16 protein-coding genes are annotated in these 18,941 nt (G+C 75.9%); 7 read left to right on the plus strand and 9 right to left on the minus strand.

The genetic code is table 11. From position 1 onward, the window contains the following. Positions 1-30: 30 nt before the first annotated feature. Positions 31-1,239 (minus strand): glycerate kinase, encoded by a 1,209-nt coding sequence (locus AC1C2V_RS00490; RefSeq protein ID WP_495387614.1) that lies wholly within the window; start codon positions 1,237-1,239, stop codon positions 31-33. A 458-nt stretch (positions 1,240-1,697) separates the two neighbouring features. On the opposite strand from AC1C2V_RS00490, the gene AC1C2V_RS00495 reads away from it, so the two are divergent. The 5 genes from AC1C2V_RS00495 to AC1C2V_RS00515 all read left to right on the plus strand — a co-directional run bounded on the left by AC1C2V_RS00495 (position 1,698) and on the right by AC1C2V_RS00515 (position 7,835). After that, complete coding sequence (locus AC1C2V_RS00495; protein WP_495387615.1) at positions 1,698-3,437, plus strand: DUF885 domain-containing protein; 1,740 nt, start codon at positions 1,698-1,700, stop codon at positions 3,435-3,437. Positions 3,438-3,464: 27 nt separating this feature from the next. Then, complete coding sequence (locus tag AC1C2V_RS00500; RefSeq protein WP_495387616.1) at positions 3,465-4,391, plus strand: AEC family transporter; 927 nt, start codon at positions 3,465-3,467, stop codon at positions 4,389-4,391. A 49-nt stretch (positions 4,392-4,440) separates the two neighbouring features. Beyond that, positions 4,441-5,112 (plus strand): Maf family protein, encoded by a 672-nt coding sequence (locus AC1C2V_RS00505; protein ID WP_495387617.1) that lies wholly within the window; start codon positions 4,441-4,443, stop codon positions 5,110-5,112. 164 nt (positions 5,113-5,276) lie between these two features. Next, positions 5,277-7,067: an acetyl/propionyl/methylcrotonyl-CoA carboxylase subunit alpha gene (locus AC1C2V_RS00510; protein WP_495387618.1), complete on the plus strand. Its 1,791-nt coding sequence runs from the start codon at positions 5,277-5,279 to the stop codon at positions 7,065-7,067. A gap of 222 nt (positions 7,068-7,289) precedes the next feature. Beyond that, positions 7,290-7,835, plus strand: coding sequence for an NUDIX domain-containing protein (locus AC1C2V_RS00515; protein ID WP_495387619.1), 546 nt, complete (start codon positions 7,290-7,292; stop codon positions 7,833-7,835). Between the two features lie 37 nt (positions 7,836-7,872). Here AC1C2V_RS00515 and AC1C2V_RS00520 read toward each other — a convergent pair whose 3' ends face one another. Continuing rightward, positions 7,873-9,372, minus strand: coding sequence for an NAD(P)H-quinone dehydrogenase (locus tag AC1C2V_RS00520; protein ID WP_495387620.1), 1,500 nt, complete (start codon positions 9,370-9,372; stop codon positions 7,873-7,875). A gap of 76 nt (positions 9,373-9,448) precedes the next feature. Between AC1C2V_RS00520 and AC1C2V_RS00525 the strand changes: the two genes are divergently transcribed. Together AC1C2V_RS00525 and AC1C2V_RS00530 are read left to right on the plus strand one after the other, a co-directional pair. Further along, positions 9,449-10,300 (plus strand): purine-nucleoside phosphorylase, encoded by an 852-nt coding sequence (locus AC1C2V_RS00525; protein ID WP_495387621.1) that lies wholly within the window; start codon positions 9,449-9,451, stop codon positions 10,298-10,300. Positions 10,301-10,348: 48 nt separating this feature from the next. After that, positions 10,349-12,193 carry a phospho-sugar mutase gene (locus tag AC1C2V_RS00530; protein ID WP_495387622.1) on the plus strand — a complete coding sequence of 615 codons (1,845 nt, stop codon included), beginning with the start codon at positions 10,349-10,351 and terminating at the stop codon, positions 12,191-12,193. Between the two features lie 4 nt (positions 12,194-12,197). Here the strand turns inward: AC1C2V_RS00530 and AC1C2V_RS00535 are convergent, their stop codons facing one another. The 7 genes from AC1C2V_RS00535 to AC1C2V_RS00565 all read right to left on the minus strand — a co-directional run bounded on the left by AC1C2V_RS00535 (position 12,198) and on the right by AC1C2V_RS00565 (position 18,939). After that, complete coding sequence (locus tag AC1C2V_RS00535) at positions 12,198-13,016, minus strand: siderophore-interacting protein (protein WP_495387623.1); 819 nt, start codon at positions 13,014-13,016, stop codon at positions 12,198-12,200. 550 nt (positions 13,017-13,566) lie between these two features. After that, on the minus strand, positions 13,567-15,222 hold the full coding sequence (locus tag AC1C2V_RS00540) for a hypothetical protein (RefSeq protein WP_495387624.1): 1,656 nt from the start codon (positions 15,220-15,222) through the stop codon (positions 13,567-13,569). Beyond that, complete coding sequence (locus AC1C2V_RS00545; RefSeq protein ID WP_495387625.1) at positions 15,219-15,854, minus strand: ABC transporter ATP-binding protein; 636 nt, start codon at positions 15,852-15,854, stop codon at positions 15,219-15,221. The genes AC1C2V_RS00540 and AC1C2V_RS00545 overlap by 4 nt, the downstream gene beginning before the upstream one ends. A 41-nt stretch (positions 15,855-15,895) precedes the next feature. Further along, positions 15,896-16,642, minus strand: a complete 747-nt coding sequence (deoC, locus tag AC1C2V_RS00550; RefSeq protein ID WP_495387626.1) for a deoxyribose-phosphate aldolase — start codon at positions 16,640-16,642, stop codon at positions 15,896-15,898. Continuing rightward, positions 16,639-17,757, minus strand: a complete 1,119-nt coding sequence (locus AC1C2V_RS00555; protein WP_495387627.1) for an adenosine deaminase — start codon at positions 17,755-17,757, stop codon at positions 16,639-16,641. Before AC1C2V_RS00555 ends, deoC begins: the two co-directional genes overlap by 4 nt. Positions 17,758-17,776: 19 nt before the next feature. Next, positions 17,777-18,031, minus strand: a complete 255-nt coding sequence (locus tag AC1C2V_RS00560) for a hypothetical protein (RefSeq protein ID WP_495387628.1) — start codon at positions 18,029-18,031, stop codon at positions 17,777-17,779. A gap of 86 nt (positions 18,032-18,117) precedes the next feature. Continuing rightward, positions 18,118-18,939 carry a serine/threonine-protein kinase gene (locus AC1C2V_RS00565; RefSeq protein ID WP_495387629.1) on the minus strand — a complete coding sequence of 274 codons (822 nt, stop codon included), beginning with the start codon at positions 18,937-18,939 and terminating at the stop codon, positions 18,118-18,120. Positions 18,940-18,941: the final 2 nt, after the last annotated feature.

An 18,941-nucleotide genomic window follows, 5' to 3' on the forward strand; every position in this document is an offset into this window, starting at 1 on the left:
CCCGGCACTGCGTCGACGACGCGCCGCGGCTCAGCGCGCGGCGCGCCCCGCCGCGAAGAGCCGGCAGGCATGGGCGGCCGTGCGCTCGAGCTCCATCAGCGCGTCGCGCGACAGCTCGGCGAGGGTGCGCGGGCCGGGCGCGATCGAGAACGCGGCCGCGATGCCCGCGCCCGCGACCTGCGCGGGTGTGAGCTCGACGTCGCCGGCGACCACGACGACCGCCACCCCGCCGTCCGCCCCGCCGTCCGCGAGGCGCACCACGGTGTCCACGACCTTGCCGTGCAGCGACTGCTCGTCGAGCCGCCCCTCCCCCGTGAGGACGAGGTCCGCGCCGACCAGGGCATCGGCCAACCCCACGGCGTCGGCGACGAGCGCGCCGCCGGGTACGAGCTCGGCGCCCAGTGCGGCCGACAGCCCGACCGGCAGCCCGCCGGAGGCCCCCACACCGGGCAGGTCGCGGGCGTCGTCGCCGGTGACGGCGGCGAGCGCGTCGGCCAGGTGCGCCAGGCCGTGCTCCAGCGCCGTCACGTCGCGGGCTGACGCGCCCTTCTGCGGCCCGAAGACGGCGGCGGCGCCGCGCGGCCCGAGCAGCGGGTTGTCGACGTCGCACGCGATGCGCCAGCGCAGCGCGCGGGCCCGCGGGTCCAGCGCGTCGAGATCGATGGTCGCCAGGTCGCGCAGGCCGCCGCCGCCCGGGGGCACCGGCTCGCCCGCGGCGTCGAGGAGGCTCGCCCCGAGCGCGTGCAGAAGGCCGGCGCCGCCGTCGGTGGAGGCGGACCCGCCCACGAACAGCACGACCTCCTCGGCCTGCGGCGCGGCGTCGAGGGCGGCGAGCACGACGGTGCCCACGCCGCGGCTCGTCGCGTCCAAAGGGCGCAGCGGCACGTCGGACACCTTCGGCAGCCCGTACGCCTCCGCCGCCTCGACGGCGAGCGTGCGGCCGTCGGGCGAGACGCCGAATCGGGCCGTCGTCGGGCGCCCCAACGCATCGGTGGTGTCGCAGGTGCGCGGCGCCCGGCCCCACGCCCCGAGGATCGCGTCGAGCGTGCCCTCGCCCCCGTCGGCGAACGGCACTGCGAGCACCTCGGCGGTCTCGCCGAGCGCAGCCCGGGCCCCCGCAGCGAGCGCCTGGGCCACCTCGGTGGCCGTGGCGCTGCCCTTGAACGAGTCGGGCGCGACCACCACCCGCCACGGTCGGGGCTGCAGGTCGGGGGCGGTGTTCTTCACGTCCTCGTGCACGGTGGTCGAGGCTAGCGCCTCGACCCGCGGCGGGCGCGGGCGTCTCGCGCCCCCGCCCGGCCGCACTTGCACCCGGCTCGTCATCCCGGCCGTCACTCCGGCTGTCACCCCGGCCGCCACTCCGGGCTGTCGGCGAGCGCCTTCTCGTACTCGTCGCGGATCGTGTCGCCGCCGCCCTTGGCCCACGCCGCGGTGGCGGCCTCCCAGGCGGCCCGGTGGAACTCCGGCAGATAATCGTGTTGAGCGGCTCCGCGAGGGGCGCCGGGTCCGGCTCCGCCCGGAGCGTCGCGACCAGCCGCGCCATGGCGGCCCGCCCGAGCTTGCGATGGTCCACGTGCACGGTGGTGAGCGTGGGCTCGGACTCCACGGCGCCCAGCTTCTCGCCATCTGGCCGCGCGGCGGCAAGACCCGCAGCGAAATCACGCGAACGACCCAGCGGCACGCCCTAGGCTGCACGCGTGACCTCGAGCACCCCACCCACCACGCCCCGCACGCCCTCCGCGATCGACGCCGTGGCCGACGCGTACGTCGTCCGCTCCGCCGAGCTCGACCCGATGCTCGCCACCGCGATCGGCCTGCCGGGTCACGACCACCGCATGACCGACCTGTCTCCCGCCGGGCACGAGGCCCGAGCGGAGGCGGACCGCGCGGTGCTCCGCGAGCTCGACTCCGCGGAGCGCGACGGCGGAGCCGGAGACGACGTCGACCGCGTCACCCTGGCCGCGATGCGCGAGCGCGTGGGGCTGCAGCTCGAGCTGCACGACGCGGGCGAGCCGCTGGCCAGCCTGAACAACATCGAGTCGCCCGTGCAGCAGCTGCGCGACGTCTTCGACCTCATGCCCACCGGCAGCGTGGAGGCATGGGAGAACGTCGCCGCCCGGCTGAACTCGATCCCGGACGCGATCGACGGCTACGTCGCGTCGCTGACGGAGGCGGCGCGCCGCGGGCAGGTCGCCGCGATCCGCCAGGTCCGCGAGGGGGTCTCCCAGTCCCGCGAGCTCGCCGGGGAGGGCTCCTTCTTCCGCAGTCTCGTGCGGGGCGAGGATGCCGAGGCCGTGCTCGACGAGTCGTCGGCGTGCAGCCTGGTGCGGGCCGAGCTGGAGCGCGGCTCCGACGCCGCCCGGTCCGCGTACGCGCGGCTGGCCGACTTCCTGGAGCGCGACCTCGCGCCGCAGGCGCCGGAGCGGGACGCCGTGGGCCGCGACCGCTACGCGATGTTCTCGCGCGAGTTCCTGGGCGCGACGGTGGACCTGGACGAGACCTACGAGTGGGGCCTCGACGAGCTGGCCCGCATCGTGGCCGAGCAGGAGTCGGTGGCCCAGCGTCTCGCCGGCCCGGGCGCGAGCGTGGCCGACGCCGTCGCCGCCCTCGATGCCGACCCGTCGCGCACCCTGCACGGCACCGACGAGCTGCGTCGCTGGATGCAGGAGACTGCCGACGCCGCGATCGACGACCTCGCCGGCACCCACTTCGACATCGAGGGCCCCGTGCGCACCATCGAGTGCCGCATCGCCCCCACGCAGACCGGCGGCATCTACTACACGCCGCCGAGCGACGACTTCTCCCGCCCCGGCCGCATGTGGTGGTCGGTGCCGGCCGACGTCACCGAGTTCAACACCTGGCGCGAGAAGACGACCGTTTACCACGAGGGCGTGCCGGGCCACCACCTGCAGTGCGCGGCCACCGTCCTCGCGCGCGACACCCTCAACTCGTGGCGCCGCCTGATGTGTTGGGTCTCCGGGCACGGCGAGGGCTGGGCGCTGTACGCCGAGCGCCTCATGGCCGACCTCGGCCACCTCGACGACCCGGGCGACCGGTTCGGCATGCTCGACGCGCAGCGGATGCGCGCCGCCCGCGTGGTGCTGGACATCGGCGTGCACCTGGGCAAGCCGGCCCCCGCGGAGTGGGGCGGCGGGGTCTGGGACGCCGAGAAGGCCTGGCCGTTCCTCAAGGCCAACGTCAACATGCCCGAGTCCTTCGTGCGGTTCGAGCTCAACCGGTACCTGGGCTGGCCGGGGCAGGCCCCGTCGTACAAGGTGGGCCAGCGGTTGTGGGAGCAGGCGCGCGACGACGCGTGGTCGGCGGCGCAGGGCCGCGGCGAGGAGTTCGACCTGCGGGCGTTCCACGCCCGGGCCCTCAGCCTCGGCTCGGTCGGCCTGGACGTGCTCACCGGCGCCCTGCGCGACCCGCTCGCCTGACGCCCGCGCGCACGGGACGCGTCAGGCATGGAAGGGATCCTCACCGGCTTCGCGATCATCGGCGTCGTCATCGCCGTGGGCTACGTCGCGGCCCGCCTGCGCCTCGGCGGGCCTGACGCCCGCACCGCGCTGAACCGGATCGGCTTCTTCGTCGCCAGCCCCGCGCTGCTGTTCACGGTGATCGCGGACGCCGACGTCGGGGAGCTGTTCCAGGCCCCGCTGCTGGTGCAGGCCCTGGCGGCCGTGGCGATGGCCGGGGTCTTCGTGGCCGTGAACCTGCTGTGGCTGCGCCGCCCGGCGGCCGAGGCCACGATCGGCGCAGTCTCCGCCGGGTACGTCAACGCCAACAACATCGGCCTGCCGGTGGCGGTGTACGTGCTCGGCGACCCGGCCGCCGTCGTGCCGGTGATCCTGCTGCAGCTGCTGATCCTCGCTCCCGTCACCCTGCTGGTGCTCGACGCACAGACCTCGGGCCGGGTGTCGGTGCGGTTCGTGCTGAGCCAGCCAGTGCGTAACCCGATCATCCTCGGCTCGCTCGCGGGCGCCGTGGTCTCGCTCACCGGATGGCGCGTGCCCGCCCCGGTGCTCGCCCCGCTCGAGATCCTGGGCGGCGCCGCCGTGCCGATGATCCTGCTCGCCTTCGGGATGTCGCTGCACGGGTCGCGACCGTTCCAGCAGGCCGGCGGCCGCACGGCGGTGGTGGTGGCGTGCGTGCTGAAGGCGGCGGTCATGCCCGCCGTCGCGTTCGCGCTCGCGCGGTACGCGTTCGGCCTCGACGAGGCGCAGGTCGCGACCGCGGTCGTGCTCGCGGCGCTGCCCGTCGCGCAGAACGTGTACAACTATGCGGCCCGCTTCCGTACGGGCGAGATGCTGGCGCGCGACACGATCCTCGTCACGACGGTGGCCTCGCCGATCGTGCTCATCGTGTCGACCCTGCTTCTGCACACGGGCTGATGCACACGGGCTGATGCACACGGCTGACCCGGTCGCTAGGGTGCCCACCGTGCCTGCATCAGCGACCGTCACCCTCGTCCTCGCCTCCCGGTCCCCCGCCCGCCTCGCCACCCTCGCGGCCGCGGGCGTCACGCCCGAGGTCGTCGTGTCCGACGTCGACGAGCCCGCGGCGCTCGACGCGGCCCGCGCGAGCCTCGAAGGCGACGGCGACGGCCTGGGGCCCGCCGACGCCGTCCTCGTGCTGGCCCGCGGCAAGGCGGAGGCCGTGACCCGCCGCGTCGAGGACGAGGTCTCCGCGCTGGTGCTCGGCTGCGACTCGATGCTGGAGCTGGACGGAGAGGTCGTGGGCAAGCCGGCCGACGCGGCGGACGCCCGGCGCCGGTGGCGCTCGATGCGCGGCCGCGCGGCGGTGCTCCACACGGGGCACTGGCTGGTGGACGCGCGGGACCCCGAGGACGGCGGCACCGGGGGCACGCTCGGCGCGTCGTCGGCCACCACCGTGCACTTCGCCGACGTGGACGACGCCGAGATCGACGCCTACGTCGCCACCGGCGAGCCGCTGGAGGTCGCGGGCGCGTTCACGATCGACGGCCTCGGCGGGCCGTACGTCGAGCGGATCGAGGGCGACCACCACGGCGTGGTCGGGCTGAGCCTGCCGCTGCTGCGCGAGCTCCTCGGCGAGCTGGGCGTCCCCTGGCGCAGCCTCCGCGACGCCGGCTGAGCCTGCCGAAACCACCAACGCGGAGGTGGTCCGACACCCTGAAGCGGCACAGTCCATGTGGGATCCCTCCAAACGGCCCGGATCCGCGTTGGCACCGGGCACAGACTTCCTCGGAGAGGCCGCGCGCATGCCGGGGGACGCCGGGCCGCGCGTTACCGTGAGCCGTGCCCACCATCAGCAAGGTCCTCGTCGCGAACCGTGGCGAGATCGCCGTCCGCATCGCCCGCGCTTGTACGGACGCCGGCATCACGTCCGTCGCCGTCTACGCCGACTCCGATCGGGACGCGCTGCACGTGCGGCTCGCCGACGAGGCGTTCGCGCTGCAGGGCCAGCGCGCCGCCGACACGTACCTCGACATGGACAAGCTGCTCGACGTCGCGCGCCGCGCGGGCGCCGACGCGGTGCACCCCGGCTACGGCTTCCTGTCGGAGAACGCGCAGTTCGCGCAGGCCGTGCTCGACGCCGGCCTGGTGTGGATCGGCCCGCCCCCCGCCGCGATCGAGTCCCTGGGCGACAAGGTGAGCGCGCGGCACATCGCGGCCGCCGCCGGCGCACCGCTGGTGCCCGGCACCCCCGACCCCGTCAAGGGCGCGGACGAGGTGCGCGCCTTCGCCGCGGAGCACGGGCTGCCGATCGCAATCAAGGCCGCGTTCGGCGGCGGCGGCCGCGGGCTCAAGGTCGCCCGCAGCGCGGACGAGATCGACGAGCTGTTCGAGTCGGCGGTGCGCGAGGCCACCGCGGCCTTCGGCCGCGGCGAGTGCTTCGTGGAGCGGTACCTCGACCGGCCCCGGCACGTGGAGACGCAGTGTCTCGCGGACACGCACGGGAACGTCGTGGTCGTGTCCACGCGCGACTGCTCCCTGCAGCGCCGGCACCAGAAGCTGGTCGAGGAGGCGCCCGCGCCGTTCCTCACCCCCGCGCAGGAGGCGGAGCTCGACCGCGCGTCGCGGGCCATCCTCACGGAGGCCGGCTACGTCGGCGCCGGCACCTGCGAGTTCCTCGTCGGGACCGACGGCACCCTGTCGTTCCTCGAGGTGAACACCCGCCTGCAGGTGGAGCACCCCGTGACCGAGGAGGTCACCGGCATCGACCTGGTCCGCGAGCAGCTGCGCATCGCCGCCGGGGAGCCGCTCGGCTACGACACCACGACGGTGCGCGGCCACTCGTTCGAGTTCCGCATCAACGGCGAGGACCCGGCCGCCGGCTTCCTGCCGTCCCCCGGCACGATCACGACGCTGCGCTGGCCCAGCGGGCCCGGCGTCCGCGTCGACACGGGCGTCGTCGAGGGCGACACGGTCTCGGGCGCGTTCGACTCGATGATCGCCAAGCTGATCGTGACCGGTGCCACCCGCGAGCAGGCCGCGCAGCGGGCGCGTCGCGCGCTCCGCGAGCTCGAGGTGGCCGGCATCCCGACCGTCGTGCCGTTCCACCGGGCGCTGCTCGACGCCGAGGACTTCGTCCCCGGCGACGGCGCGCCCTTCCGGGTGCACACCCGCTGGATCGAGACCGACTTCGCCGGCGCCCTGAGCGCCCTCGCCCCCGCGGCGCCTGCGCCCGTGCCCGATGCCGAGGAGTCGACCGAGGAGCTGGCCGAGCGAGTCGTCGTCGAGGTGGGCGGGCGCCGCCTCGAGGTGGTGCTGCCCGCCGGGCTCGGCGTGGCGGCGGGCCGGGCGCGCCGCGCCAACGCGGCCCGCCGCCCCGTGCACCGCGGCGCGTCCCGCGCGTCCTCCGGGGCCGGCGGCAACACGCTCGCCTCCCCCATGCAGGGCACCATCGTCAAGGTCGCCGTCGAGGACGGCGCGCAGGTGGCCGAGGGCGACCTCGTCGTCGTGCTCGAGGCCATGAAGATGGAGCAGCCGCTCCTCGCCCACCGCGCCGGGACCGTGCGGTCCCTGGCCGCCGCTGCCGGCGAGACGGTGACCGCCGGCGCCACCATCTGCGACATCGTCGACTGACCGCCGAGGTAGTCCCACCTTCGCCGAGGTAGTTCAAAGATCGCCGAGGTAGTTCGATTCTGGGCGAGATAGTTCGCGACCGGCCGGTCTGCGAACTACCTCGGCAATTTTCGAACTACCTCGGCGATCTTTGAACTACCTCGCGCTCTTCGGGTGCTACCTCCGCGGGCTCGGGTGCCGGCGGGTCGCTCACCCGATCATCGTCGCCTGTAGCCTGACGGCGTGCCCAGCCCATTTCCCCCGCGCGAGACGCTCCATCGCCACGCCGGGGACGGCTGGGTGGCCTGCGGCGACCACCGGCACTGGGGCCGGTACGGCGCGGCGGGCCTGCTGCTCGCCCGGCGCGCGACGCCCGCAACCAAGCTCGGCGCCACGACGGACGGCGCGCTCGCGCCCGTGACCGACGTCGTCCTCCAGCACCGCGCTCCCTGGTCGGACCAGGGCGGCACGTGGGGCGTCCCCGGCGGGGCCCTGGCACCCGACGAGACGCCGGTCGAGGGGGCGCTGCGCGAGAGCCTCGAGGAGGCCGCGGTCGAGCCCCGGACCGTGCACCTTCTGGGCACGCACCTGCTCGACCACGGCCCGTGGGCCTACACCACCGTCCTCGCCGACGTCGTGCCGGGGGCGGTGGTCGAGCCGACCGCGGCCGACCCGGAGAGCCTCGAGGTCCGGTGGGTCCCCGTCGAGGACGTGGCGCGCCTCCCGCTGCTGCCGGCGTTCGGCGCCGCCTGGCCGGCGCTGCGCGCGCGGCTCGACGCCGGCCGCTGAGCCGGCTCTCGAACAGACCTCAGTCGTCGAGCAGACGTCAGTCGCTGTCGCGCTGCCCGGACTGCCCGTGCAGGACGCGCGCGGCCTCGGCGATCGACCCCGACAGCGACGGGTAGACGGTGAACGAGTCCGCCACGTCGTCCACCGTGAGGCGGTGCGCCACGCCCAGCGTGATCGGGAAGATCAGCTCGCTCGCCCGCGGCGCCACGACCACCCCGCCCAGCACGACGCCCGCGTCGGGGTGGGCGAAGAGCTTGACGAACCCGTCGCGCATGCCGAGCATCTTCGCCCGCGGGTTGCGGGCCAAGGGCAGTGTCGTCGTGACGTACCGGTGCCCGCGCTCGCGCAGCCGCTCCTCGCTGAACCCGACGGTCGCGATCTCCGGGGCGGTGAAGATGTTGGCGGCGACACGGCCCAGCTTGAGCGGCACGACAGCGTCGCCCAGGGCGTGCGCCATCGCGGTGCGGCCCTGCGTGGCGGCCACGGACGCCAGCGGCAGCACCCCGGTGCAGTCGCCCGCGGCGTAGACGCCGGGCACGGACGTGCGCGAGACGCGGTCCACCTCGACGTGGCCGCTCGCGGCGAGGCGCACGCCCGCCTCCTCGAGGCCGAGGCCCTCGGTCGACGGCACGGCGCCGACCGCGATGAGGACGTGCGACCCCTCGACCACGCGGCCGTCCGTGAGCGTGACGGCGACGCCGTCGGCGGTGCGCTCGGCGGAGGCGGCGCGGGAGCGGGACATGACGATCATGCCGCGGGAGCGGAAGACGCCCTCGAGCAGCTCGGCCGCGTCCACGTCCTCGCCCGGCAGCACCCGGTCGCGCGAGGAGACCAGCACCACCTGCGAACCCAGCGCCTGGTACGCGCCGGCGAACTCGGCGCCGGTGACCCCGGAGCCCACCACGATCAGCCGCTCGGGCAGCTCGTTGAGCCGGTAGAGCTGCGTCCACGTGAGGATCCGCTCGCCGTCCGGGACGGCGGTGGGCAGCGTGCGCGGGGTCGCGCCCATGGCGAGCAGCACCGTGTCGGCCTCGAGCGCCCGCGAGGTCCCCGACGGCTCCTCCACCACGACGCGCGACGGCCCGTCGAGCCGTCCGGTGCCGGCGACGACGTCCACGCCCTCCCGCTCGAGCCGCGCGTGGATGTCCCGCGACTGCGCGTCGGCGAGGGCGAGCACCCGGGCGTTGACCGCCTTGAGGTCCACGAGGTCACGACGGTCACCCGCCGGGGCGTCCCCGCGGATGCCGAGCTCTGGGCCCTGCTCGGCGGTGACGAACCACTCGGCGGTAGCGATGAGGGTCTTGGAGGGCACGACGTCCGTGAGCACCGCGGCGCCGCCGACGCCCTGGCGCTCGACCACGGTGACTCGGGCGCCGAGCCGGCGCGCCACCAGGGCGGCCTCGTAGCCGCCGGGGCCGCCACCGACCACGACGACGTGCGGGGTGCGGGGGTCGGCCTCGGGGACGCCGGGGGTGGGGGCGATCGAGGAAGCCGGGGTGTCGGAGGTGTCCGGGGAAGAGGTGTTCACGGAGGGCACGGGGCCATTGTGTCAGGCCCCCAGGGCCGCGGCGTCGACGCGGCGCCACCCCGCCGCCCGGACTACCCTCGGGATCATGAGCACCACGAGCCGCAGCGTCGGGGACCTCGACGACCCGACCACCGACCCGTTCGACGTCGCCCGCGCGGCGGCCGACCACATCGCCGAGGCGACGGGGGTGCCCGGGCACGACGTCGCGCTCGTGCTGGGCTCCGGCTGGGGCGGCGCCGCGGAGCTGATCGGCGACGTGGTGGCCGAGCTCCCCACCCACGAGATCCCGGGCTTCGCCAAGCCGTCCGTGGCCGGGCACGCCGCGACCACCCGCTCGATCCGCGTGGAGCGCCCGGACGGCTCGGTGCGAAACGCCCTGGTGATCGGCGGCCGCACCCACCTGTACGAGGGCAAGGGCGTGCGGCGGGTGGCCCACGGTGTGCGCACCGCGGCCGCGGCCGGGTGCGAGACCGTCGTCCTCACCAACGGCTGCGGCGGCCTGCACATCGCGTGGCGCCCCGGCCAGCCGGTGCTGATCCGCGACCACATCAATCTCACGGCCGCCTCCCCGCTCGAGGGCGCGACGTTCGTCGACCTCACCGACCTCTACTCGCCGCGGCTGCGCGCGATCGCCCGGACCGTCGACCCCGAGCTGCCCGAGGGCGTCTACGCGCAGTTCCGCGGCCCGCACTACGAGACCCCGGCCGAGGTCAAGATGGCAGGGATCATGGGCGCTGACCTCGTGGGCATGTCGACGACGCTCGAGGCCATCGCCGCCCGGCACGCGGGCATGGAGGTGCTCGGCATCTCCCTGGTGACGAACCTCGCCGCCGGCATCAGCCCGCAACCGCTGTCGCACGAGGAGGTGCTCGAGGCCGGCCAGACAGCCGGCCCGCGCATCAGCGACCTGCTCGCCCGCATCGCCATGTCCCTGTGACTGCCACGTCCCTGTGACACCGCCGCCGATCATCCAAGGGGTTTCACCATGAGCCTTGACACCGACGACCCCGCCTTCGAGCCGGCCGCCGGCGCGCTCGACCTGCCCGTGCTGCTGGACCAGGTGGAGGCCTGGATCCGCTACGACGTCGACGACGACGACAAGGCCGAGCTCGCCCAGCTCGCCGAGCAGACGTCGTCACCCCGCGAGAGCACCCGGCGGCGGGCCGTGGCCCTGCTGCACGACCGGTTCGCCGGCACGCTGCAGTTCGGCACGGCCGGGCTGCGCGGCGCGATGGCGCCCGGCCCGAACCGCATGAACCGCGCGGTGGTCACCACGGCGGCCGCGGGCCTCGGCGCGTACCTCGCGTCGGCGCTCCGCCCCGGCGCGAGGCCGCGCGTCGTGGTCGGGTACGACGCCCGCGACCGGTCGTCGACGTTCGCCACGGACACGGCGGCGGTGCTCACCGCCGCGGGCGCCGAGGTGCTGCTGCTGCCGGCCGCGCTGCCCACCCCCGTGCTCGCGTTCGCGGTGCGCCACCTGGACGCCGACGCAGGCGTCATGGTCACCGCGAGCCACAACCCCGCCCAGGACAACGGGTACAAGGTGTACCTGGGCGGCCGCGTCGTGACCGACGCCGGGCAGGGCGCGCAGATCGTGCCCCCGCACGACGCGCGCATCGCCGAGCGCATCGCCGCCGTCGGGCCGCCGTCGGGCGTCCCCCGGGTGGAGTCGGGGTGGACGGTGCTGGGCCGCGAGGTCGTGGACGCGTACCTGGCGTCCGTGCGCGCGCTCGCCGAGCGTGCCGGGACGGGGACTGGGCCGCAGGAGCGGGCCGGGCTCCGCATCGTCACGACGTCGCTGCACGGCGTCGGCGGCCGGGTGCTCGCCCAGGTGCTCGCCGACGCCGGCTTCACGCACGTGACGCCGGTCGAGGAGCAGCTGGACCCCGACCCGCGGTTCCCCACGGTCCGCTTCCCCAACCCGGAGGAGCCGGGCGCGATCGACATGGCCGTGGCGCTCGCGGAGGCGCACGCGGACCTGGTGATCGCCAACGACCCCGACGCGGACCGGTGCGCGGTCGCCGTCTACGACCCGACCGTTGGCACGCACCAGGGCGCCGAGACCGCGCGCTCGCATGGCTGGCGCATGCTGCACGGCGACGAGGTGGGCGCGCTCCTCGGCCGCGAGGCGGTGCTGCGGGTCGCGCGGGGCGACCTCGTGGCCCCCGACGGCGCCGCCGGGACCGTGGTGGCGTGCTCCGTGGTGTCCTCGCGCGTGCTGTCGTCGATCGCCGTCCGGCACGGCGTCGGGCACGCCACCACGCTCACGGGGTTCAAGTGGATCGCCCGCACCCCGGGCCTGGTCTTCGGCTACGAGGAGGCCCTCGGGTACTGCGTGGACCCGGCGCACGTGCGCGACAAGGACGGGCTCAGCACTGCCGTGCTCGTCGCGCTGCTCGCGGCCCGGCTCAAGGCCGAGGGCCGCACGCTGATCGACGCCCTCGACGACGTGGCCCGCGAGAACGGGCTGTTCGTCACCGACCAGCTCTCGCTGCGCTACGACGACCTCGACCTGATCCCCGAGACGATGAGGCGGCTGCGCAACGCTCCCCCGCGCACGCTCGGCGGAGCGGGCGTGGCCCAGGTGCTCGACCTTTCCGACGGCATCGACGGGCTGCCGCCCACCGACGGCATCGTGCTGCTCGGCGCCGACGACACGCGCGTCGTCGTGCGCCCCAGCGGCACCGAGCCGAAGGTGAAGTGCTACCTCGAGGTCGTGGAACCGGTGGAGCCGGACGCGTCCGCCCTCGACGTCGGGAGCCTGCGCGTGGCGGCGCACGCCAAGCTCGAGCGGATCAAGGCCGACCTGAGGACGGCGCTGGGGCTCTGACGGGTCAGCCCACGAGGGCGGCGTCGTCCTGCTCGACGGCGGCGGCCCAGTCGCGCTTGCGCCCGCGCCAGTCCTCGTCGTCGCTGCCGCGGCGCCAGTAGCCCGACGCCGAGAGGAGCTCGCGCGGCACGCCGAGCTCGGTGCGGACCCACTGGCGCAGGTCGCGCACGCAGCCCGCTTCGCCGTGCAGAAAGACGTGCGGGACGCCCGCAGGGAACCGGCCGGCGGCGTGCGCCGTCCGGACGGCGTCGGCGAGGTCGCCGCTCCCCCGGTGCACCCAGGTGGCCGTCAGGTCCGCGGCGGACTCGATGCGCTGCTCGTCCTCGGGCCCGGGCACCTCGACCACCACGTGCGCGACGGCGCCCGCCGGGAGCGCCTCGACGGCGGTCGCGATCGCCGGCAGGGCGGAGTCGTCGCCCACGAGCAGGTGCCACGGCGCGCCGAGGTCGGGTGCGTACCCGCCGCCCGGCCCCATGAAGGCCACGGGCTCGCCCGGCTGCACCCGCGTGGCCCAGGGGCCGCCGACGCCCTCGTCGCCGTGCACCACCAGGTCGAGGTCCCACTCCGCGCCCCCGTCGGTGTCGCGCACCGCCCGCACCGTGTACGTGCGCAGCAGCGGGCGGCCGTCGGCCAGCTCGCCCAGCACAAGCTTCACGTAGCTGTCGGTGTGCGCGGTGGGGTCGAGCGTCGCGAGCTCGGGGCCGGCGACCGTGACCCGCACCAGGTGCGGGGTGACGTGGCGCACGGCCGAGACGGTCGCGTGGCGGGGGATGCGTTTGCGGGCCGGCGGGCCGGCGGGAGTCTCCGGGTTCGTGTCTGTCATGGTCAGGCGAGCCTAACTTCCGCGCGCACCCGCTCCCCCTGTGACGTCGGTCACCCGCCGGTCGCGCCCTCACTCCAGGGCGTCGTCCGCCCGCTCGCGACGCGCGGTGCCCGCGACCTCCGGGACCAGCCCGCGTGCCGGGGCATGAAGAACGCGAACGCGGTCGGCATCACGCTGCAGGCGAGGCTACGCCGCAGCGCGCCGAGCTTGACCGACTCCTACCTCGCCCTGTCCACCGAGATCGTCGGGGCGGGGCACCCCGTCACGTTCGCCACTCACGACGCAGAGCTCATCGGACAGCTCGTCGGCACACACGGCGACCGGCTCAAGGCACCGGACGTCGAGTTCGAGATGCTGCTGGGCTCGGCACCGCGCTGCTCGACTGGCTCCACGCCGACGGCTACCGCACCCGCGAGTACGTCGTCTACGGCGCCGAGTGGTGGCTCTGGGCCATCAACCGGATCGCCGAGCACCCCGCCGAGCACGTCCTGGCGGTGCTCGCCGGCCTCGGCCCGGACGCCCCCGCGATCAGCGGGTCCGCGATCGGGTCCTAGGCTCGCCCGAGCCGGCGCACGCCGGCGGCCGCGAGCGCGCCAGCGCACAGCGCGACCAGCACCGCGGCCGCCACGGCGGCGTCCGTCCCCGCGGCGGCGGAGCGGTGCACGACCCACGCGGCACCCGTCACCACGATCCAGCCACGTAGGTACCAGGCGCCCACGACGAGCGTCTGGGCATCGCCCGCCGGCGTGGACATCGGGGTGAACAGCTCGACCGGCGCGGTCGTCGCGCCGGCCACCCAGCCCCGCGCCGCCATCACGGTCACCAGCACGGCGGCGAGCCCGACGGCCGACATCGGCGCGAACTCCCCCGGCAGCAGGGCACCGAGACCGACCGCCGCGGCCCCGACCGCGTGCGCGGCCGTCGCCGGGACGACGGCGTGCCCCGCCACCAGGCGCGCGACGCGGCCCGGCAGCAGCCCACCGGGCACCGGCTGGGCCGCCATGTCGGCCAGGCCCCCGGCCCAGACCGCCGATGCGGCGTACAGCACCACGGCACCCACGACGACGGCGAGCGTCGATCCGGACCGCCCGCCCGCCCCCGTCGGCATGCCGATCAGCACGAGCAGCGCCGCACCCAGTCCCGCTGTCAGGGACACGGCGACCGGCAGCGGCCGCCGCGAGAGGCCCAGCAGGTCGCGGGCGACGAGCGGTGCGCGGCGTAGCAGAGCACCCGCGTACGTCCGACCCCGGCCGCGGAACCGGGGCACGCCCAGGACGCCTCGGGCCGCGGACGCCTCGCCCCCCGCGAGCGCCTGCCCGGCGGCGACCGTTCGCCGCTGGGCGGCCGACGTCACGTCCGGGTCGACCTCGGCCGGCAGCACGCGCAGCACCAGCCACAGGCTCGCGAGCCCGAGCAGCCCTGCGACGACGAGGACGCCCGCGCCGGGCCCGGTCGCGACCGGGCAGCGCTCCGGCGCGCCGCCCGGGCCGAGGCAGGCCATCGCGACCGTGCTCAGGACATCTGGGGCCGCGAGCCACGCTCCGACGGCCAGCGCCCCCAGTGCGGCGAGGGTCATTGCGACCCCGTCGGCCCCGCGGCGCCGACCTGGGCACTGCGCGGCGACCCCGACCGCCAGCGGCGCCTGGAGGGCGAGCGCGGCCGCCAGTGCCCACGCGGCCACGTCGGCCGCCGTCCCGCCCGACGCGTCCCCGCCGGCACCGCCCGCGATCCCCAGCGCACCGGCGGCGACCGCGGAGCCCACGGCAGCGCCGAGCACCCCCGCCCCCACGGCGAGCAGCGCCGCGCGCCGCCACAGCACGGCCCTGGGCGAGAACTGCCCGGACAGCGCGAACGTCGCCTCCGGCGGGCTCACCCACAAGGGCCCGCCGGCCCGCGCCGCGGCGACGGCCAACACGGAGGCGAGGCCGACGGCGCCCAGGCCGACGACCACGAGCCCTTCGAACGCGCCGAGCCCGGCGGCCGCCGCACCCAGCGGGGCCGCCGCCTGCGCCAGCGCGGCCCACAGCACGGGGCCGTAGACGAGCACGAGTAGGACCGCGCCGTAGCCCAGGTAGACGCGGTCGTTCGCGTCCGTGCCTGACGCCGCGGCGTGCGCCAGCGCCGAGCGTCGGCGCAGGGACCTGACCCACCGCCGCCACCGCGGGTACGGCATCACCAGGCCGGCCCCCTCGGCGGAAGCGCTCACCGGGGCCCCGGCTCCGCGAGCTCGAGGACCTGACCGCGCCCCCCGAGCTCGGCCCGCAGGCCAGGGTCGTGGGTGGCCGCCACCACGGCACGCCCCTGGTCCAGCGCGCGGCCGACGAGCCGCCGCGCGACCGCGCGCCAACGGGCGTCGAGCCGCTGCTCCGGCTCGTCGAGGATCACCAGCCGTGCCGGCCGGTACAGCGTCGTGGCGAGGGAGAACAGCTGGCTCTCACCCGACGACAGCTCCCCCGGGAACTGGTCGCGGACGCGGTCGAGCTCCGCCTCCGCGAGGGCGTCGTCCACGCCCGGGCCCGGATGCCGACCCGCCCACGCGACGGACACGAGCCGCAGGTGCTCGGCGACCGTCAGGTCGCGGTAGGAGGACAGGCCCCCGAGCAGCAGCGCAACATCCTCGCGGCGGCGCAGGCGGGCCTCCTCAGCGGGCAGGCCCAGCGCGTGCACCGTGCCCGACGTCGGGGCGTCGAGGCCGGCGACCAGGCGCAGCAGCGTGGACTTGCCGCTGCCGTTGGACCCCGTCACCGCCAGCGCCCCGCCCGGGGCGACGATCAGCGACGTCGGCGCGAGCACCTCGACGGTCCCGTACCTGCGCGAGACGTCTCGTGCACGAACCACGGGATCGACGGGCCCGCTCATCGAGGACACAGCTCCGCGGCTCAGTAGGCGTCGGTCGCGGGCGCCGCGGCGCCATCGCTCGCCGGGGCGTCGAAGCCCGCCAGCACGGCCGCCGTCCCCGACAGCCCGAGCCGCGTGGCGCCCGCCGCGACCATCGCGAGCGCGTCGTCCAGGGTGCGGACGGCGCCCGATGCCTTGACGCCCAGGGCGTCGCCGACCGTCTCGGCCATCAGCGCCACGGCATGCACCGACGCGCCGCCTGCGGGGTGGAACCCGGTCGACGTCTTGACGAAGTCCGCGCCGGCGGACCGCGCCGCGCGGCTCACCGCGACGATCTCGGCGTCCGTCAGGGCTGCCGCCTCGATGATGACCTTGAGGACGCGATCCGCGGGCACGGCGGACCGCACGGCCGCGATGTCCGCCTCGACGGCGTCGAACGCGCCTTCCTTGGCGGCCCCGACATCGATGACCATGTCCACCTCGTCGGCGCCGTCGGCGACGGACCGCGCGGCCTCGGCCGCCTTGACCTCGCTGACGTGCTTGCCGGACGGGAAGCCGCACACCGTCGCGACGGCGAGGCGTCCGGCCGCCACCGACCGGGCGTGCGCGACGAACGTGGGCGACACGCATACCGAGAAGACCCCGAGCCGCGCGCCCTCCTCGACGAGCGCGGTGACGTCGGACGTCGTCGCCTCGGGCTTGAGCAGCGTGTGGTCGACGTACCGCGCGAGGGCGGCCGCGTCGGCGGGCACGGGGCGCGCCCCGTCGGGCAGGCGCAGGTCGCTCATCGCTGCGCCCCCTCGGCCTGCTGGTACCCCGGCAGGATGATCTCGTCGACGAGGGCGCGGCGCTCGTCGTGGTGCATGAACGTGCTCCACGCGGCCGTCATCGTGACGTCCGCGAGGTCGTCGATCGTCCAGGCGGCCTCCGTGACGAGGCGCGTCATCTCGTTCGACATGGAGGTGCGCGACATCAGGCGGTTGTCCGTGTTGAGCGTGACCGCGAAGTCGAGCTCCTTCAGCCGCGTGATCGGGTGGTCGGCCACCGACGTCGCCGACGGCGTGGCGCCGGTCTGCAGGTTCGAGACCGGGGCCACCTCCAGCGCGATCTGGTGGTCCCGGACCCAGTGCGCGAGGCGGCCGAGCTCGGCCCGCCGCTCGCCGCCGTCGTCGAAGGAGTCGTGGAACGTGATGTCCTCCACGATCCGCACCCCGTGCCCGATGCGGTCCGCCTGCCCCACGTGCACGGCCTCGGCGATCGACGCCGGCCCCGCCGCCTCACCCGCGTGGATGGTCGTGGGGAAGTCCTGCTCCGCCAGGAAGCGCCAGATCCCCGCGTGCCGCGACGGCAGGAAGCCGTCCTCCGGCCCGGCGATGTCGAAGCCCACCACGCCCCGGTCGCGGTACGCGACGGCGAGCTCCGCGATCTCCTGCCACCGGTCCGTGTGCCGCATGGCGGTGACGAGCTGGCCCACCCGGATGATCTGCCCACGGGCGGCGGCCTCGCGGATGCCCTCGTCGATGCCCGCCTGCACGGCCTCGACCGTCTCGGGGAGCGTCAGCCCGCGCGCCAGGTGCTGCTCGGGCGCCCAGCGCTGCTCGGTGTACACCACGCCGTCCGCGGCGAGGTCGAGTACGGCCTCGCGCGCGACGCGCGCCAGCGCGTCGGTGGTCTGCATGACCGCGATCGTGTGGTCGAAGGTCTCCAGGTACCGCACCAGCGAACCCGAGTCGGCCGACTCGACGAACCAGGTGCCGAGCGCGGCGGCGTCGCCGGCGGGCAGGTCGTGCCCCACCTCCGCGGCGAGCTCGAGCACGGTCTGCGGCCGGAGACCACCGTCGAGGTGGTCGTGCAGCAGCACCTTGGGCAGGGCAGGGATCAGGTCGACGAGGGCTTGCGTCATGGGCTCAACCTACCGGCGATCACGCGTCCTGGACGGCATCGGGCTCGTCGAGGCCGGACACCTCCTGGCTCTGCTCCACGACGTCGGCCTCGGCGGCCCGGTCGTCGAGGTCGGCGCGCGCGTGCCGCGGGCGGTACTCCTCCGGGCCGCCGGCGTCCGTGGCGTCGTCGGGCGACGGCGCGTCCTGAGCCAGGGCGTCCTCGACCAGGCTCGTCGTGTCCTCGGGCGACTCCAGCCCGGCGTCGCGCCAGGCGTCCTCCGGAACGGTGCTCATGGCGTTCCTCCTCGCTCGACGGCGTCGTGTGCCTGCCGCTCCATCGTGGCCCGGGCCGGATCGGAGCGCCAGAGGGGCCGCGCACCTCAGCCGCGCGCGTCCCGCGGCAGCAGCGCCCAGACGACGTGCGGCCAGCCGCCCAGCGCCGCCACCAGCGCGGCGCGGCCGTCCGCCGACGGCGCCGGCGCGGTGAGGGCGCTCGCCGGCACGGCGTGCAGGCGGCCCGACGACGGCTCGTACAGCGTGGCCAGCCCGTCGCGGACGGCGGTGAGCAGGACGACGTGCCGCGGCACCGCCGTCGTCACCCCGCGGGCGAGGTCCCCGCCCGTGAAGAGGGGGACGGGCACTCCCGCCGCCGCGGCGGCGACCGCCGCCTCGAGGGTGCGCCGTGCGGTCGTGCCGCCTACCACCCGGTGGGTGTAGCGCACACGCCCGTACCGCGCGTGCGCCGCCGCGCCCCACGGCGGGGTGCCGAGGGACGGGAGCCACCACACCAGCCCACCGGGCCCGTGGGTGGTGCGCGCGTGCCAGCGCCGCTGCATCCCGGAGAACGCCGCGGCGGGCCCGGTCGGCCACCGCGCCAGCTCGAGAGCCCGTCGGGGGTCGCCCACGAGGCTGAGCATCGCGAGCACCGCCGAGCCGCACGTGCGCTCGTCGACCTGGCGGGCCGGCGGCGCCGCTCCCCCGACCGCCGGGAGCAGCAGGACGCGCGGTCGCCCGGGCTGCGGCGGCTGCGCGTCACGACCGAGCGGGTCGAGCACGCGGGCGCGGGCCGACGGCCGCAGGTCGCCGAGCGCTGCCGTCACGTCGGCCGGCACCGTCGGGCGTGCGAACCGGCCAGCCGGCGGCGGTTCGGGCGGCCGCCCCGCGAAGGCGCCGACCGTCGCGAGGACGTCGGTCAGACGCACCC

This window comes from Isoptericola sp. Y541 (genome assembly GCF_059445465.1).

What these genes read in the sequence shown, in the direction of transcription:
- AC1C2V_RS00500 (WP_495387616.1), top strand. Translation starts at nt 3,465, where the DNA reads ATGGAAGGGATCCTCACCGGCTTCGCGATCATCGGCGTCGTCATCGCC.
- AC1C2V_RS00525 (WP_495387621.1), top strand. Translation starts at nt 9,449, where the DNA reads ATGAGCACCACGAGCCGCAGCGTCGGGGACCTCGACGACCCGACCACC.
- AC1C2V_RS00530 (WP_495387622.1), top strand. Translation starts at nt 10,349, where the DNA reads ATGAGCCTTGACACCGACGACCCCGCCTTCGAGCCGGCCGCCGGCGCG.
- AC1C2V_RS00535 (WP_495387623.1), bottom strand. Translation starts at nt 13,016, where the DNA reads ATGACAGACACGAACCCGGAGACTCCCGCCGGCCCGCCGGCCCGCAAA.
- deoC (WP_495387626.1), bottom strand. Translation starts at nt 16,642, where the DNA reads ATGAGCGACCTGCGCCTGCCCGACGGGGCGCGCCCCGTGCCCGCCGAC.
- AC1C2V_RS00555 (WP_495387627.1), bottom strand. Translation starts at nt 17,757, where the DNA reads ATGACGCAAGCCCTCGTCGACCTGATCCCTGCCCTGCCCAAGGTGCTG.
- AC1C2V_RS00560 (WP_495387628.1), bottom strand. Translation starts at nt 18,031, where the DNA reads ATGAGCACCGTTCCGGAGGACGCCTGGCGCGACGCCGGGCTGGAGTCG.